Genomic DNA, 15,704 nt, shown 5'->3' with positions numbered 1-15,704 from the left:
TTCATTTGTTAAGCAATATTCTAATTCCCTACACTTTTGCCCTCCCTGGCCTACTATAATTAGTACACAATACTATTTGTATAATTTATAAAACCAACCAATATGAAAACTTCAGCGCTTTCCAATTTTCGAAAATTATTGTTTCTATCACTCAGCCTTTTTTTTATTTATTCCTGTAGTTCCGATGATGATTTAGAGGTCCTGGATGAAACTGAAGAAGCTCCACTGGAGACTCCGGCTCAACCTGATGATAGTGGAAATGATGATGGGAGTGATGACACCAGCAATCCCTGGCAGCCAATGGGTGACGGGATGGATGATACCGTAATGGCCTTGATGGAATATGAAGATGATCTAATTGCCGGTGGCTGGTTTGAAAAAGCGGGTGGTGAAAATGTGGGCTTCGTGGCAAAATGGGATGGCTCCTCCTGGAGCAAAATGGGAAGTGGAATGGATGATATAGTTTATGCCTTAGAAAATCACAAGGATACCCTTATTGCAGCCGGATGGTTTTATAATGCCAGCGGAAAGAGCGCCAATTTTATTGCATCCTGGGATGGAAGTGAATGGCAGCGCCTGGGGAACGGAAGAACTGAAGCTACGCTTGCACTCGCCACATTCGAAGACGATCTCATTGCAGGAGGTTATTCTGTATCAGGCGGGGAAGACGAAAACCGGGTGGCAAGATGGGATGGCACCGAATGGCATCCTTTCGGTTTTGGGATGAACGGTCCTGTTTGGGATCTCATAGTTTATAAGGATGAATTGATCGCGGCCGGTTATTTTGATAAAGCAGGAGGGCAGACCGTAAACTTTATTGCCCGGTGGGACGGCAGCAACTGGCAGCCTCTTGGTTCCGGGTTAAATGGTACTGTAGAAGTTCTTGGAATTTTTGAGGATGACCTCATAGTAGGGGGTAGTTTTCCAAATGGAATAGCCCGATGGGATGGTTCGCAATGGCAATCCATGGGCGAGGGAATGAACGGCGACGTCTATGCCTTTAATGTTTATGAAGATAAACTTATAGCCAGCGGATACTTTTCAGAAGCCGATGGAAAAGAAGTAAATAATATAGCCAGGTGGGATGGCACAACCTGGAATCCTATGGGGGAAGGATTTAATAACTGGATACCTGAACTTGCTTCTTATAAAGACACCTTTGTTGCCGGTGGGGATTTCACCCGTTCGGGAGACAGGCAGGTATCTTATATTTCTATTTATCAGGAACCGGAAGAATGAATTTCAAGCAGGGGTGAGTCGTGAGTTTGGGTTTTTGGGATATCGGCTTCTGTTTGGAGTATTGTTATTACATAACAAAATATGGGAAAAAACCCTTTCCATTCGGCTTATTTTCTCCTCTCCATAAGAATCGAAATTAAACCAATTGATCTTATTGAGCTACGTGCTAAAGAGCAATTCCACTAATCTCGGATCATTTGATATGATCATTAGGCCGGTATTGGTAAGACTAATTTCCCATGCCCTGGTTTACACTAAGCAGGAAATGCATAAGCAAAACTAAATCCCATATTCCTTAGCACTATTTTTCATTTGTTTTAAGAGTCTGCAATTTTAATTTTACTAAATTCTCATTTGGTAAAATATTTCCATGGTAAGCATAAGCGACATCCCAAAATTCCTGCTGGCATTTTTCCTGGTGCTACCTGTGATCTCCATCCTGCACGAGGCGGGGCATGTCTTTTTTGCGTGGCTTATGGGTGGGAAGAACATCAAAGTTTCCGTGGGCAGCGGCCAACCTGTTTTTAAGTGGGGAATGATTGAAATAAGGCAATACTACTTCTGGTACGGCCTCTGTACCTATGAAAATATTAAACGCAAAAACAAATTCGCCAATATTCTCATCTTTTCAGGTGGGGCTTTGTTTAATTTACTGGGCGCCATTGGGGTGATGATCTTAATTGAAAATGAGGTTTTGGAAGCCGGAATCCTCACCTATCAGTTCACATACTTTTCCCTCTATTACATTTTTTTCGCTCTGCTACCCATGCTATATCCCGGCGGAAATTACAGCGACGGAAAGATGATCCTCGACCTGTTAAGGAATAAGGAGAATGTAATAAAGGAACATCGGTACCGAATTAAATGGAAAGAAGAAAAGAAAGAGTGGGAAGTTACCGACCATAACGACAGGTTAATCGGAAATTTTGAAAAAGAAGAAGAAGCAATGAAAAAAGCCCGAAGGGTGGCCGGGAAGAATCGGCCAAGCTCTATCATCAAAATCACCGAGGAAGGAGACAGAGAGATCCAGAACTACCCGAAGATCCCTTTATAGACTATTCACAAATAAAAAAAGAAGCGCAGATTTCCTACTGCGCTATTCGTCAGAAACAATTTATCTAATATACTAAAAATTAAATACTTAAATAAATTTGACGTGATGAACACAACTATTAATTGGATTTAGTAAGACCTACTATAGCAATTAAAAAACAAAAAGACCATCAACAATTGCTGATGATCTTTTTGTAAAAATTAACAATCCCATTACCTGGATGACGGCACTGTAAAAACCTTAAACATTCCCTTGCTCATTGGATCGGGAACTTCTGCAATAAAGGCATATGTACCCGGTTTTAAATGGGCGTCGAAATAACCGACATGCGAATTTGGGTTTCCTTCCAGAGCAGGAAGATCCTGCATACCTCCAAGAAATTCCACCCCTTCAGGTGCAGGAGTCATAAAAGCAGTGGGATCGGACCAGTTCATCCAGCTATTCAGTTCATCAAGATCTGCATTCTCATCCAGCCTTACCAGGTTAATATCATGTCCCAGGAAATGACTGTAAACCGTCTGATCTTCAAAAAAGGCTTTGATCAGGTGTTTTCCGGGACGTACCTTTTCATCCAATTGGATTCCGGTTTCTGAAGATACCCTTACTTCCATAGTGGATTCGGGTTCTGTGTTATCGTTTTCATCCTCAGTAACCACCATTCCTGTTATCATACCACTGGTGGCATGAAAAACTCCTTCAGAATTTTTCACATAGCACTCAAGAGCATAGGTTCCCGGTTCCAAATAAATTGTAATTTCAGAAATATGATTAGGGGATAACATACCGGTACCTCCGGAATAAATTATTTCAGCACTCCAGGCCGGTAATTGGCCAAAAGCGGCAAAAGCATTATCCCATTCCCCGAGAGCAATAAAGTCCATCCCCTCCTGAAAAACCGGGACAACTTCAGCTTTACTGTCTTCTACCGTCTTACCGTCAGGTAGTTTGTCAAACAAAACAAAATGTGGATTATGACTTCTGTTATCATATCTAAAGGTAGTCCAGCCTGAAGGAATAGTTGATTGCACCTCGATGTTCATATGAGTCGATACTATATCCACTACATTGTGGTTTTTTTTAACCCCCAGATCAGCGGCATTTATTTCCTCCTGAGGAACCGGTTCTGTCTCACAGCTCATAAATAATGCAAGACAGAAAAGCCACATTACATTTTTTAATGATCTTACTGATAATTGAATTGAATTTTTCATAATTAATATAGTTTAGGTTTATAAATTGATTTTTGAATTTCAGAGCTTATCTGCCTTGAGATCTCTCTCTTATAAAATACTCCGGGATTAATCTCTTTCTCCACTTATGCTCCCGATTTCATCATCGGACACAGAAAAGGTCTTCAGCATATTTTTTTCCTTCGGGTTTGGGACTTCAGAGATCCAGGCATAATTACCCGGTTGCAGGTCTACTGTGAAATAAGCTGTATTTCCTGCAGGCATTTCCTGGACACCACCTAAAAATTTCACCGGGGCAGGTGTATTTAGGCCTTCCGGCCTAGTCCAGGTCATCCAGGAATTTAGCTCGTCCAGGTCTGTATCCTTTTTCAGCCTCACCAGGTGAACGTCATGTCCCAGGAAATGTTCATGCGGACCCTGATCTTTAAATTCCACTGCTATGGTATGGAGACCGGCCGTGGGCGATTCCGGCATTTCAATGCCTCCTTCTCTGGATATGGCCATGTTCAGCGTGGGAGTGGGAGGAGTTTCATAAGATTGATCTTTCTTTACCTCCAGCTGTCTGGTCATGGGGTGAAATACTCCTCCTGTTTTTACGTAACATTCGATCACGTAAGTACCCGGCTTCACATATACAGTAGTCTGGGCTGTTTCCCCCGGAGAGACCAGTCCTACCCCACCCGAAAAGATAACTTCAGAAAACCATTCCGGAAGCCTGCTAAATTCTGAAAAACCTTCATCGGTCTTTCCGGCATTGATCAGATCCATTGCATCCCGGAATACCGGTGGGATATTTTCAAAATCGTCATAAGTGATCTGCTTCCCTTTAACAACGGGTAATTTATCGATGAGCATGAAATGAGTTAGTGGAGATTCATTGCTATAGCGGAAGGTCGTCCAGCCGGAGGGAATTTCATCGGGAAGGATAAAATTCATTCCTGTTGTTTTTACCTCCACAAGATTTCCAAAGGCAGGCAATGCCACCTTCTCCACCACTAGCTTCTCCTCCATTTCTATCTCCTTCATTTCCATCTGATGTGAGAGATTGCTCTTTTCTTCGTTCTTACAGGAAATAAGCAATAGTGGGATCCACATGAAGATCATGAATCGAAATTTTCTTTTAAATGTTTTCATTTTTTAAATTTTTAAGGTTGATTAATTGCCTCCTCTTTTTCAGGATAAACTATCGTGTTGATAATCTAATTTTTAAGTAAATCTACCGGCGTTTCTTTGTTAGGTCCGTTTTATGTCTTAGATTAGAATCTAAGAGACTCACTTTCAGAATAATGACAGAATTATATATATTGGGACCGGCAGAGATTCGGAATTCAAAAGGAGAACTGCAGCATTCTTTTCTGGCCGGTCCCAAACGGTTGGCCTTGCTTACTTATTTGTTGCTCAACAGGCCGCGCGGCTTCCACCGCCGCGATAGCCTCCTTCCTATATTCTGGCCCTATCAGGATCAAAAAAGTGCCAGAAATTCCCTTAGTAATATGCTTTATCACATTCGGAAAACCCTGGGAAGGGAGTCTATTGAAAACCGCGGTTCTGAGGAGATTACCATTAATGCAGAAGCGTTTTGGAGTGATGCCCTGGCGTTTGAGCAAGCGATCGAGGAAAAAAAGCCTGAAGATGCCCTTAAACTTTATCGCAGTGATCTCTTAAAGGGTTTTCATGTAAGCGATATCTCTCCTGAATTTGATCACTGGCTGGAGCAGGAAAGAAACAGGTTCCATAGCATTGCAACAGCTACAAGTCTTGAACTTACCGAGAAAGCCAGTGCCGAAGGAGAAGATGTGAGTCTAAAGCGCTGGGGCCAAATGGCGGCCGATTTAAATCCATTCTCTGAAGATATTCAGTTGCGGGTTATTAACCTCCTGAATGAAGCCGGGGAACCCAATGCTGCACTGGAGACCTTTAATAACTATACAGAACTGATAAAAAAAGAATTTGAGGAAGAGCCCGGTAAGGAGTTAAAAGCACTGGTGGAAAAAATCAAGACCCGAAGAAGGCATAAACCGGAACGTGCAGGCAGCAGAGAACAGCCAGGCAAGGATCTGTCTCAGTTTTCCATTGCTGTACTGCCCTTCGAAACTTTGGGTTCTGAAAAAGCTTCAGCCTTTACAGATGCCATTCAAGGGGATATACTTACCAGGCTCTCGCAGGTTTCCGATCTTTTCGTGATCTCCAGAACATCTGTTCAAAGCTTCAGGAGTACGAGAAAATTACTGCCGGATATTGCACGGGAATTAAAGGTAGGCTGGATATTAACAGGTGAAGTACAGGAAATCGACAAACATGTAAAAGTAAGTGTAAGACTGGTAAAAGCCCCGGAAGACCGGCAGGTGTGGGGCGAGATCTATCAAAGGAAATTAACTGCCGGCGAACTGTTCGATATCCAGGCAGAGATCACCCGAAAGATAAGCGAATCACTCCAGATGCAATTAACCCGCAAGGAACGAACTGCGATAAGACAAATTCCTACTGAAGATCTTGAAGCTTTTCGTCTTCAAGCCTATGGCCGATGGAACCTGGACCAGCGTACCGAAAAAGCAATGAGAATGGCCGAAAAATATTTCAGGCAGGCTATCTCTCATGATCCCAATTATGCCCAGGCCTGGATGGGACTGGCAGATGCCCTTAGCCTTCGGCATGATTACGGGCATGAAAAAGATGGTCAAAATATACTTTCAGAAGCTCGAAAAGCTGCTCATCGGGCACTGGAACTGGATCCGGAAATGGCTGAAGCTTATGCGTCGCTCGGACTGTACTATACCACTATACGAGATGCAAAATCTGCTGTTTTCAACCTGAACAAAGCTGTAGAATTACGACCGGGTCATGCCGAAGCTCATGCCTGGTTAAGCTGGATCTTCTCATTGACTGGGAATCCTGAAGAAGCCCTCGAAAATGCATTGATGGCGGTGAAAGTAAATCCGCTGTCCCAGGAAGCCATCAGTAATTTATCCCTGTCATGGCTAATTACCGGTGAGTATACTAAATCTGTTCATGAAGCCGAACGTTTACTGCAGATCCAGCCCGACTTCAACTCGGCTCAATTCCAGCAAGGGCTGGCCCTTTATCATCTGGAAATGTACCGGGAAGCCGATAAAGTCCTGAAAGATCTGTTGGTGCCCTGGGCCGGGAACGGTCCTCTTACAACCAGAATTCTAAGCTGCATCAAGACCGGAGAATATCAGGAAGTTGAAAGGCTTTCAGAAGGCATCAAAAAAGATGAATTTGCACTCGGACTTATACACGCGACCAATGGAGAGACGGACCTGGCTCTTGAGAAATTCGAAAAAATTGAACGCTGGAATTATTGGGAAATGCTGTCCATCTACACCCTCTATCCTGACCTTCTCGATCCTGTTCGCGAGAATACGCGTTTTCAGAAAATACTTCAAAAAGTAAACAGCAACTGGGGACTAACAGATCATAAGGAACTGGCGAAAATAAAAAAGAAAGGTCCTTCTGAAACCCGCATGAAACCCGGAAAGCAGCAAGCTGGAAGAGAAAGCGCATCTTACAATGCTATAGCAATACTTCCCTTTAAAGACCTCGATTCCTCTGAGCCCAGGTTTACAGACGGAATCCACGGAGATATTTTAGCTTCTCTTTCCCGAATAAAGGACCTGCCGGTCATTTCCCGCACGACTGCTTGCCAATATGATAGAACAGGGAAAAAACCGGGAAAGATAGGAGAAGAACTACAAGTCTCCTGGTTACTGGAAGGTGAAGTAAAACAGACCAGTGATGACATATACTTAAACTTATATCTCACCAAAACTGCCAACGGATCCCAGGTCTGGAAAAAAAACTATCACCGGAAATTGTCGGCTGAAAATATCTTTCTTATCGAAGAGGAGGTTACAAAGGATCTACTTGAGGTTCTGAAGATACAGCTATCCGGTAGAGAAAAAAACAGGGTGCCCCGCAGCTCCACAACTAACCTTGATGCTTATCGCCTATATGCCCAGGGCCGAAGTTGCCTGGACCAGCGAACGGAAACCGGTATTTACCACGGCCTGGATTGTTTCCAGGGTTCCATAGAACTGGATCCCGGTTACGCCCTTGCCTGGTCCGGACTTGCTGATGCCATTTCGCTTCTTCAGTTTTACGGTTTTCCTATACCCAGGAACAGCCCCAACCCTATTGAGGCAGCCACCCGTGCCGTAGAGCTGCATAAGGATCTTAGCGAGGCCCATACTTCTCTTGGTATTTTTTATTCCATTAATCAGCAAGGTCCTGCTGCCCTCCGGGAACTTGAGCTTGCGGTAGATCTCTCGCCGGGATATGCAGAAGCTTTAATCTGGCTGGGTTGGGTTAATCTCGTACTTGGCAGGCCGAAAAAAGCACTGGAACCTGCCAAACGGGCCGTAAGATTAAATCCTTTATCCCCGGCTTTCCGGGTCTTTCTTTCAGATATCTATCTGGGGAACAAATTACAGGAGGAAGCTTTGACCGAAGCAAGGAGAGCCCGTGAGATAAATCCTGAATACGGCCTCGCTCATTATATGGAAGGCCTGGTTCTTTACCATACCGGCAATTTCGAGGAAGCTGTTTCCGCTTTTGAAAAGACATTATCCATCATTCCATCCAGGGGAACACCTAACCGAACTGAGGTGAATACTGCACTGGCTTTCACCTATCATACTTTAGGCAACAAAAACCGGGGACGGGAATTAATGAACGAAATCTATGGAAGAATAGATCCCTTTCCTCTTGCCATGCTCCAGACGCTATATGGACAGGTAGATGAGGCTTTTAATACTTTTGAAAGGGTGCAGGACTGGTCATCTTTTTCTACTGAAACTATCCGGTACTTTTTTCCCGAGGCTCTTTCATCCTTAAGAGAAGATAAACGGTACGGAGAACTTATCGCAAAAGTCAACATGGCCTGGGGATTGCCGGTTCATAAATAGTTTCTCTTTTAAAAGTTAAAACCTCAGCGTGTGCCCTGGAAGGGTAGCCGGGAAGAATCGGTCAGGCTCTAACATCAAAATCACCGAGGAAGGAGACAGATCCAGAACTACCCGAAGATCCCCTTATAGAACACAGCATCCCGAACCAAACCGAACAATGAAGCACAGGGTCTCCCCTTGCACTTCTTTGTTTTTAACAGCCTGTTCTTAAAATATGGATAGCTCATTCGGTCGAAAGGGTACCCTTATAAATTCTCCATCCTCATCTTTTGCCGGAGGGTCAATGTCATTATTATCAACATATTCAAAAGTGCCATCCCCATCATCAGAATGGAAAACCAGCCACAGGATTTCCTGATTGGAAATCTCTACTCCAGATTCAAAACTAATTCGATAAAAGCCGTCTTCTGTTGTGACGTATATAGGTTTTGAAACAGGTTCAGACATGGAAGGCGCGCCGAGGCCGTTATCCCGGTATAACAAAAGCCATCCCGGGTCGTTTTCGAAATTTAGCCAGGCTGTTATTCCCTGATGAGCAATCATTAGAAAAAAATATTTCAGAGAGGAAGCTTTGTAAGCCGTGAATCTTTCCGCTACTGGACTTCCATCCTGGTTTAGGAAAGCAGTATCTGTTTCTCCAGATCCATCAAATTCGTAGATGTTGTCCCCATCATCTGTATAAAGGGCTGCCCATATATTTTTTCCGTAAATCATTTCAACATCTTCATTCAAGGTTAATTCTATGTCCTGATATGAGCCTGCCTCCAATAACTTTGGTTCCGCTATTATCTCTGTAAGCAAAGGCTCCCAATTAGAATCCCCATGAAGAACAAGCCAGCCCTTACTATTCATTTCGACTGAGGAAATGAGAAGCTTTCTGTCTTCTTCAATTATTGGGAGAGAAACTCTTATACTTCCTGTGGGCCAGCTAAAACTAACACGAAAGGAATCCATCACTATTTCATCGCTTTCGGTTAAAACCGGCAGGTCAAGATCATCTTCGGGAGAAAATTCAAAAACCTTATCGCCATCATCGGAATGGAGTACAACCCAAAGCAATTGATTATTTTGTATGTCCACATCATCTTCCAGGTCGACCTTGAGATCTGTATGGGTTCCCGCCTCGGTATGACGAGGAACTGAAAGTCTAACATTTAAATCGGGCCCTTCTTCTGCATCATGATAAACCACCACCCAGCCGGGGTGGCTGTTTACAACAGAATTTATATTGAGTTTTCGGTTCTCGTCCAATTCCTGGTCTTCGGCGCTTAGACTACCTGTAGGATCCGGCATATCAACCATAAAAGAATGCGCTACCAAACTTCCTGAAGAGGTTAAAACCGGGACATCTGCCTGATTGCTTGCACTGTACTCAAAAACCTTATCGCCATCATCGGAATGGAGTACCACCCAAAGCAATTGATTATTTTGTATGTCCACATCATCTTCCAGGTCGACCTTGAGATCTGTATGGGTTCCCGCCTCGATATGACGAGGAACTGAAAGTCTAACATTTAAATCGGGCCCTTCTTCTGCATCATGATAAACCACCACCCAGCCGGGGTGGCTGTTTACAACAGAACTTATATTGAGTTTTCGGTTCTGGTCCAATTCCTGGTCTTCGGCGCTTAGACTACCTGTAGGATCCGGCATATCAACCATAAAAGAATGTGCTACCAAACTTCCTGAAGAGTTTAATACAGGGGTATCTGACTGATTGCTGGCACTGTATTCAAAGACCATATCTCCATCATCCACGTGTAAATTCACCCAAAGCCTTTCCCCTTCAACGAGCTCTGTATTATTTTTTAGTCGGATGCTTACTTCATCGTAATCACCGGCTTCCACATATTCCGGCATGGAAATTATCTCCGTCATCAGGGGCTCATTATCTCCATTGTCCCTTCTCACAACGATCCATCCATCCTTACTAATAGACAGATCCTCTACAAACACCATTTCTTCATCCAGAGGTTGATCGGGAAGCGTAAAACTTCCGGTGGGTTCCTCAATTCGAGGTAGTTCATCATCATCGTCACTGCAAGATGTAAAACCTAACATCACAGCCACCATGATCGGCAGCAAAAGTTGTTTTCTTAAAATCATGACACTTAGTTTTGAATTAAAAGTTCAAATTATATGTGAACTTTAGCCTGAATAACAGAGTTCACGATTGGAGGTGACGGTTGCTTAACTATTAAATATATCTCACATTAAGAATAATTGAAATGATATATGTCAGGCTTATTGAGGCAGTGATCCAGTGATGTTGTGAGGTTGTAACGTAGTGATCCAGTGGTGCAGTGATGCGGTGTTCTCGGTTCTGGGTTATCTGTTGGGAGTTGTGGGTTGTGGGTTTTTATGAGTGTAGAGTACTGAATAGGGTCTGTTGTTTGTCCTTCAAGGTTCGGGTATTATGGTTCCTGATAAACATGATGAGATCCCGGATCATCCCGATGGCTATGGGAGGGGATGAAGATCATTTGATTCGGGATTCGTTGATTCGGGATTCGGAGTTTGTTAATTTGTGAAGTAGTGATCCAGTGATGCAGTGAAGTTGGTAGCTGTTCAGAATGAGATCCTGGATCGGGCCCGGGATGACGGTAATGGGATTAGTTAATTCGGGATTCGTTAGTTTGTTAATTTGTGAAGTAGTGATCCAGTGATGCAGTGATGCAGTGATGCAGTGATGCAGTGAAGTTGGTAGCTGTTCAGAATGAGATCCCAGATCGAGTCCGGGATGACGGTAATGGGATTAGTTAATTCGGGATTCGTTAGTTCGTTAATTCGTGAGGTAGTTATAGTGATGTTGTGACGTTGGGTGAATTAGGGATGAGATCCCGGATCGGGTCCGGGATGACGGTCATTCAGGCTTTTTTCGTTTTATTTTAAAGATGAAAAGGGCTTCGACTTTCCCATAAGCGGCCAACCGACAGCTTTACCGGGCTACCATAGACTTATTCTAATTAATTTGGTCAGGTTTATTCTATTTATGACTTAATCTACAGCCTATTTGGAATTTTCCCTCCTTTCATTTTTTGCATGCATTCCTCTCGCTCTGCTCGTCGGATGCAATTAAACGAAACAAAAAAAGGCGCCGTATGTGCAGGTGTTTTTTTGGCAATGTCTTCCTCTCCCTCTTGTCGTCGGAGACAGAAAAAAACACAAATCAGCAGCTAAATTTCTTCCAAGGCTTCAAAAATTCTTTACGCTGCTGATTTGCTACACTCACAAACGGGGTCTAAACTCGGCAAGCTCGCAATACGTTTTTAGCCCATGAAAGGTATTTCTAGTATGTTATCAACTTGCCTGACACGAAAAAAGGGTTCAACTTTATAAGTCAAACCCTTTATTAGAAATAATTTCTTGAGAGATATTTTACCTAGGCTTTCACCTCTTCGTGTTCTTCTGGTGTCTCAGTTTCCGGGACTTCAGTTTCTTCTGCTTCCACTTCTACTTCGGAAGTTTCTGAATCCTCGAGGACATTGAATTTCTCCAGTTGTTCTTCTTCCCCTGTGAAATACGGGAATACGTCCAGGATTGGAGATTCAGTTATAGACGGGATGGTGTAGTCGCCCATGGTGTCTTCCATGGCTTTGGTTGTATTTTCGAATGCCTCTTTTACATCGTTGGCTTGTACCAATAAATAGATGTTGGTCTTCTTTTCTTTCCCGCTCTCCTCGTCAAGGGCTACCAGGGAGACCTTGGATTTAAACCAGCGGTCGGAGTTTTCGAAGGGGTGAACTTCGGCAAAGTTGGCCACTTTTATATTCATGATCCTGAAATCTTCACTGGTATAAGCTTTCATCTCTTCGGTGATCCTTGATTCTGCCTCTGTAAAGGACACCGCATCCAGCAAATAGGTGTCGGTGCTTATTTTTTGTTCTCCTGTCTCATGTGTTTTTTTGTATTTCACCTTACATTCATACCAAGTTACGCTCATGTCATTTTTTTTAGGGAGCCAAAAATAGAATTAATAATATGCCTGCTGAATAATGCTGCTAATAGATATTCACAAATTTTATTCTTCAGACTTAACCCATTGATTTCCTTCAGGTGCCGTGCAAGCAATTTTTTGGTTAAAATTACGCCTGCTTTTCCGGCTCTGGAAATAAAATGCTATACTACCTCTAACATAATTGCTGTCAAGGGATTATAAAATTTCATAGATTTACTTATCAATTCTATTTATAAATCCTATTCCGGTGAAAGACTGCCGGGTAATTGATTATAAAACATGGGGAGAATGCATTTATTCGAATTTGAGGACCAGGAATGGTTTCCGGATTTTTTAAGGGATTACGGAACGGACTTTCTGCAGTTTCTGTCGAATAAAACCAAGCTGTACAAACCATCAATTCCCATCATCAAAAAAGGGCTGAAACGAATTGGAATAAATCAAATCGTAGACCTGGGCTCAGGGGGAGGCGGCGGACTCCTCTGGTTGAATTCTGAATTGAGAAAAGACATTCCCGAGCTGAAGATAATTCTCACCGATCTTTATCCTAACCTTCCGGCTTTTCAATACACGAAGAAGCGCGCCGGTAATTTTGAATACGTGGAAACGCCGGTGGATGCCAGAGCTGTGCCGGAAGCATTGAAAGGATTGAGAACGCAGTTTTTATCATTCCACCATTTCAGACCGAAAGACGCAAAGCTCATTCTGCAAAACGCCATCGATTCGAATAGTGCCATTGCCATATTTGAAGCCCAGGAAAGAAGTTTAGCAAGTATTTTAGCCATGTTGTTTTCACCGATAAGCGTCCTGGTGACGACTCCGTTTATAAGACCGTTTAAAATCGGGCGTATCATCTCCACCTATTTGATTCCGGTTGTTCCCCTTTTTGTATTGTGGGACGGTGTTGTTTCTTCGTTGCGGACGTATTCGGTGAAAGAAATGAATGCGCTGGTGGAAGCGTTGAACGGCACCGAAAGTTATGATTGGGAAATCGGGAAAGTGAAGTCGGGGCCGGGAGTCGTGTTGTATCTGCTGGGCATGAAGAAAGAATAACTACCGGAATGCTCTTTTACAGAAGGTTGCTAAGCTCTGCCAGCGGCTTTACATAAGGAAGATACGGTATAAACACGGCATAAACACGACATATATACGGCATAAATACGACATAAAGTGGGAGCAGCCTGCAAGAAGCCAGGGAGAAGACAAGGAGATAGCTAATTTAAGAAAAATTTATATATTGCTATAAAACAGGGGCTTATGGCAAAACAAACTGGAATCATCAGAATTGAAGGGAGCCTGGAAGGGTTTAACTTTTATATGCGCAACGGAAAACCCGTGGTGCGCAAAGCCGGGGGCGGCTTCACCCGGAAGTCGATTAAATCCAAAGCCAGTATGGTGCGGGTTCGGGAAAACAACTCGGAGTTTGGGAGGGTTTCCCAGGCTAAAAAGACTTTTCTGCAGGCTTTGAAACAGATGTTCGGAGAGTTTAAAGAGCCGGAACTGCACGGCCGGATGATGAAACTTTTCCTGAACATCAAAGATGAAGACAGGATCTCGACACGGGGTGAGCGGAACCTGGTGGAGGCTTTTAAAAATGAGCGAGCGAAGAACCTTATCCGGAATTTCCAGATAAACCCTAAAGTATCCCTGCCGGACAGCCTGGGGGCACAGGCTCATATGGACTGGGCTCAGCAGCAACTGAAACTTAGCAATGTTAATCCCGGGAACCTCATAAACGAGGAAGAGCAACAACTGGAACTGAATTTTGGCATCCTGGGGTTTGATTTTGGCAGTTTGAAGTATCATGCTGAAATGGCCGAGCCGGTGTTGCTGGGCCCTGATGATTTTACCGAGGAAATTGTGTTCACCACCGCTCCCCTGCCCGATCCTGCTTCGCTGAAATTCGCCGTTTTTGGGGTAAGAGTGATGGAGATGGTAAATGGGGAAGCTTATCCTTTAAAAGGACCTGAAAACTTTGGAATAGTTATCCTGGAGATGGAATAAGTACCGTTGATTTTCTACTTATTTCTTTCCAAAATAAACAGACCGACTGCAAAAGCTCCCGGGTTTTGTTGTTTTGTTAGTTTATTTCGAGAAACTCTTAAAATTTTAAGAAAATTTTATAGATTTACCTAATCATACATTTTACAGCTATTTTCCTTCCCTACGAGTTTTGCGCTGTTAATACAGATACAAGCATTAACTTTTACCAAGAAATAACCTAAAATAAAATTATGAGCTTTTTAACTTTCATTCCGATTCTAGTTGGTATTGTTTATTTGGCGATAATATTTGGAATACTTTATTTGATTTATAAATGGGTGAATAAATTTATCACTTTAAGACAGGAACAAAATGACCTATTAAGAGAGATTATTAATAAAATGGGAAATAGCTAAGAAAGCAGCAAACAACGGGATATAAAAATAATGCTTGAACCAGTCCCGAATCCAACCCCGTTATCTATCGGGGCCGTGCCCGCCTGTTGCGCCCGATTTTACTGCCATGTTCCCTTCGGCCGGAATCTGCGGACAATCAAGCTCGCCAGCTCGCACTTTTTGATACGAGATGTCGTATTCACTTCAAACAAGTTTTGAGTAGTTTGACTAATGAAATTAATACAACTGAACTATGACAATCAAAAATAAAACAATTACACAAGGCTTTATCATTGCAGGTTTGATGAATCTTTCAGTTTTAATTTTATCAAGATTTTTTACCAATTCAACTATTCCTGAATTCGATCCAGATGTAATGTCAAATTTTGGCTTATTAATGATTGTCCTTTGGGGACTGGCATATATGTCTATTGCGAAAAATTATTATAAGGTGAAATGGCTTGTTGGAATCTTTGTAGCTGAAAAGTTTATTTATGGCTATGTCTGGGTTAAATGGATTCTAAATAATAATATTTCAGATGTGTATAAAAAAGATACAATGGCCGGAATCTTTTACTCACTCTATGGAATAAATGATTGGATATTTTTTGTATTCTTCCTGTTAGTTTTCATTAAAATATTTAAAATGACAAACAACTCATAAACACTATTTCCAAAAACCTGTCCTATGAAAAGCAATAACCTTGTCTCTCAAGAATAATATTTTAATTTTCCAACAAAACCTCGTTAAGCCTATAAGTCCGTGCCCCTTCTCCCTCAACTTTAACCGCAATCGTAGGCAATAAGCTTAAATAATTAGAATTAATAACAGGCCTGCTGAATAATCCTGCTAATAGATATTCACAAATTTCTTTTTAAAGTTTCAGGCTTATTTTTCTTCGTGCTCGGAAGGGAGATCTTTGGCAAAAGAAGACCGAAAATGCCAAAGAAAATGACAGC

10 protein-coding genes are annotated in these 15,704 nt (G+C 42.6%); 6 read left to right on the top strand and 4 right to left on the bottom strand.

Translation table 11 applies throughout. From position 1 onward, the window contains the following. The first annotated feature begins 102 nt into the window (after positions 1–102). Positions 103–1,239 (top strand): hypothetical protein, encoded by a 1,137-nt coding sequence (locus tag ACESK1_RS08815; RefSeq protein ID WP_372919820.1) that lies wholly within the window; start codon positions 103–105, stop codon positions 1,237–1,239. A 370-nt stretch (positions 1,240–1,609) separates the two neighbouring features. Then, positions 1,610–2,293, top strand: a complete 684-nt coding sequence (locus tag ACESK1_RS08810; RefSeq protein WP_372919819.1) for a site-2 protease family protein — start codon at positions 1,610–1,612, stop codon at positions 2,291–2,293. A gap of 212 nt (positions 2,294–2,505) precedes the next feature. Here the strand turns inward: ACESK1_RS08810 and ACESK1_RS08805 are convergent, their stop codons facing one another. Further along, the gene (locus tag ACESK1_RS08805; RefSeq protein WP_372919818.1) at positions 2,506–3,504 is read right to left on the bottom strand and encodes a hypothetical protein; all 999 of its coding nucleotides are present in this window, start codon (positions 3,502–3,504) and stop codon (positions 2,506–2,508) included. 87 nt (positions 3,505–3,591) lie between these two features. Beyond that, the gene (locus ACESK1_RS08800; RefSeq protein ID WP_372919817.1) at positions 3,592–4,617 is read right to left on the bottom strand and encodes a hypothetical protein; all 1,026 of its coding nucleotides are present in this window, start codon (positions 4,615–4,617) and stop codon (positions 3,592–3,594) included. 152 nt (positions 4,618–4,769) lie between these two features. Here ACESK1_RS08800 and ACESK1_RS08795 point away from each other — a divergent pair, with 152 nt between their 5' ends. After that, positions 4,770–8,408: a tetratricopeptide repeat protein gene (locus ACESK1_RS08795; protein ID WP_372919816.1), complete on the top strand. Its 3,639-nt coding sequence runs from the start codon at positions 4,770–4,772 to the stop codon at positions 8,406–8,408. 207 nt (positions 8,409–8,615) lie between these two features. On the opposite strand, the gene ACESK1_RS08790 is transcribed toward ACESK1_RS08795, so the two are convergent. Continuing rightward, positions 8,616–10,514 carry a hypothetical protein gene (locus tag ACESK1_RS08790; protein WP_372919815.1) on the bottom strand — a complete coding sequence of 633 codons (1,899 nt, stop codon included), beginning with the start codon at positions 10,512–10,514 and terminating at the stop codon, positions 8,616–8,618. A gap of 1,276 nt (positions 10,515–11,790) precedes the next feature. Next, positions 11,791–12,351 (bottom strand): DUF4494 domain-containing protein, encoded by a 561-nt coding sequence (locus ACESK1_RS08785; protein WP_372919814.1) that lies wholly within the window; start codon positions 12,349–12,351, stop codon positions 11,791–11,793. A 303-nt stretch (positions 12,352–12,654) separates the two neighbouring features. On the opposite strand from ACESK1_RS08785, the gene ACESK1_RS08780 reads away from it, so the two are divergent. From ACESK1_RS08780 to ACESK1_RS08770, 3 genes are all read left to right on the top strand, one after another. Beyond that, entirely contained in the window at positions 12,655–13,419 is a 765-nt protein-coding gene (locus tag ACESK1_RS08780) for a hypothetical protein (RefSeq protein ID WP_372919813.1), read from the top strand. A 204-nt stretch (positions 13,420–13,623) separates the two neighbouring features. After that, positions 13,624–14,370: a hypothetical protein gene (locus ACESK1_RS08775; protein ID WP_372919812.1), complete on the top strand. Its 747-nt coding sequence runs from the start codon at positions 13,624–13,626 to the stop codon at positions 14,368–14,370. Positions 14,371–14,997: 627 nt separating this feature from the next. Continuing rightward, positions 14,998–15,408 carry a hypothetical protein gene (locus ACESK1_RS08770; RefSeq protein WP_372919811.1) on the top strand — a complete coding sequence of 137 codons (411 nt, stop codon included), beginning with the start codon at positions 14,998–15,000 and terminating at the stop codon, positions 15,406–15,408. Positions 15,409–15,704: the final 296 nt, after the last annotated feature.

The organism is Salegentibacter sp., assembly GCF_041642575.1.
Taxonomy (GTDB): domain Bacteria; phylum Bacteroidota; class Bacteroidia; order Flavobacteriales; family Flavobacteriaceae; genus Salegentibacter.
This window is presented reverse-complemented; position numbering and strand designations above follow the sequence as displayed.

Excerpts from the sequence above, each read along its gene's own strand:
- ACESK1_RS08815 (WP_372919820.1), top strand. The coding sequence starts at position 103 with ATGAAAACTTCAGCGCTTTCCAATTTTCGAAAATTATTGTTTCTATCA.
- ACESK1_RS08810 (WP_372919819.1), top strand. The coding sequence starts at position 1,610 with ATGGTAAGCATAAGCGACATCCCAAAATTCCTGCTGGCATTTTTCCTG.
- ACESK1_RS08805 (WP_372919818.1), bottom strand. The coding sequence starts at position 3,504 with ATGAAAAATTCAATTCAATTATCAGTAAGATCATTAAAAAATGTAATG.
- ACESK1_RS08800 (WP_372919817.1), bottom strand. The coding sequence starts at position 4,617 with ATGAAAACATTTAAAAGAAAATTTCGATTCATGATCTTCATGTGGATC.
- ACESK1_RS08795 (WP_372919816.1), top strand. The coding sequence starts at position 4,770 with ATGACAGAATTATATATATTGGGACCGGCAGAGATTCGGAATTCAAAA.
- ACESK1_RS08790 (WP_372919815.1), bottom strand. The coding sequence starts at position 10,514 with ATGATTTTAAGAAAACAACTTTTGCTGCCGATCATGGTGGCTGTGATG.
- ACESK1_RS08785 (WP_372919814.1), bottom strand. The coding sequence starts at position 12,351 with ATGAGCGTAACTTGGTATGAATGTAAGGTGAAATACAAAAAAACACAT.
- ACESK1_RS08780 (WP_372919813.1), top strand. The coding sequence starts at position 12,655 with ATGCATTTATTCGAATTTGAGGACCAGGAATGGTTTCCGGATTTTTTA.
- ACESK1_RS08775 (WP_372919812.1), top strand. The coding sequence starts at position 13,624 with ATGGCAAAACAAACTGGAATCATCAGAATTGAAGGGAGCCTGGAAGGG.
- ACESK1_RS08770 (WP_372919811.1), top strand. The coding sequence starts at position 14,998 with ATGACAATCAAAAATAAAACAATTACACAAGGCTTTATCATTGCAGGT.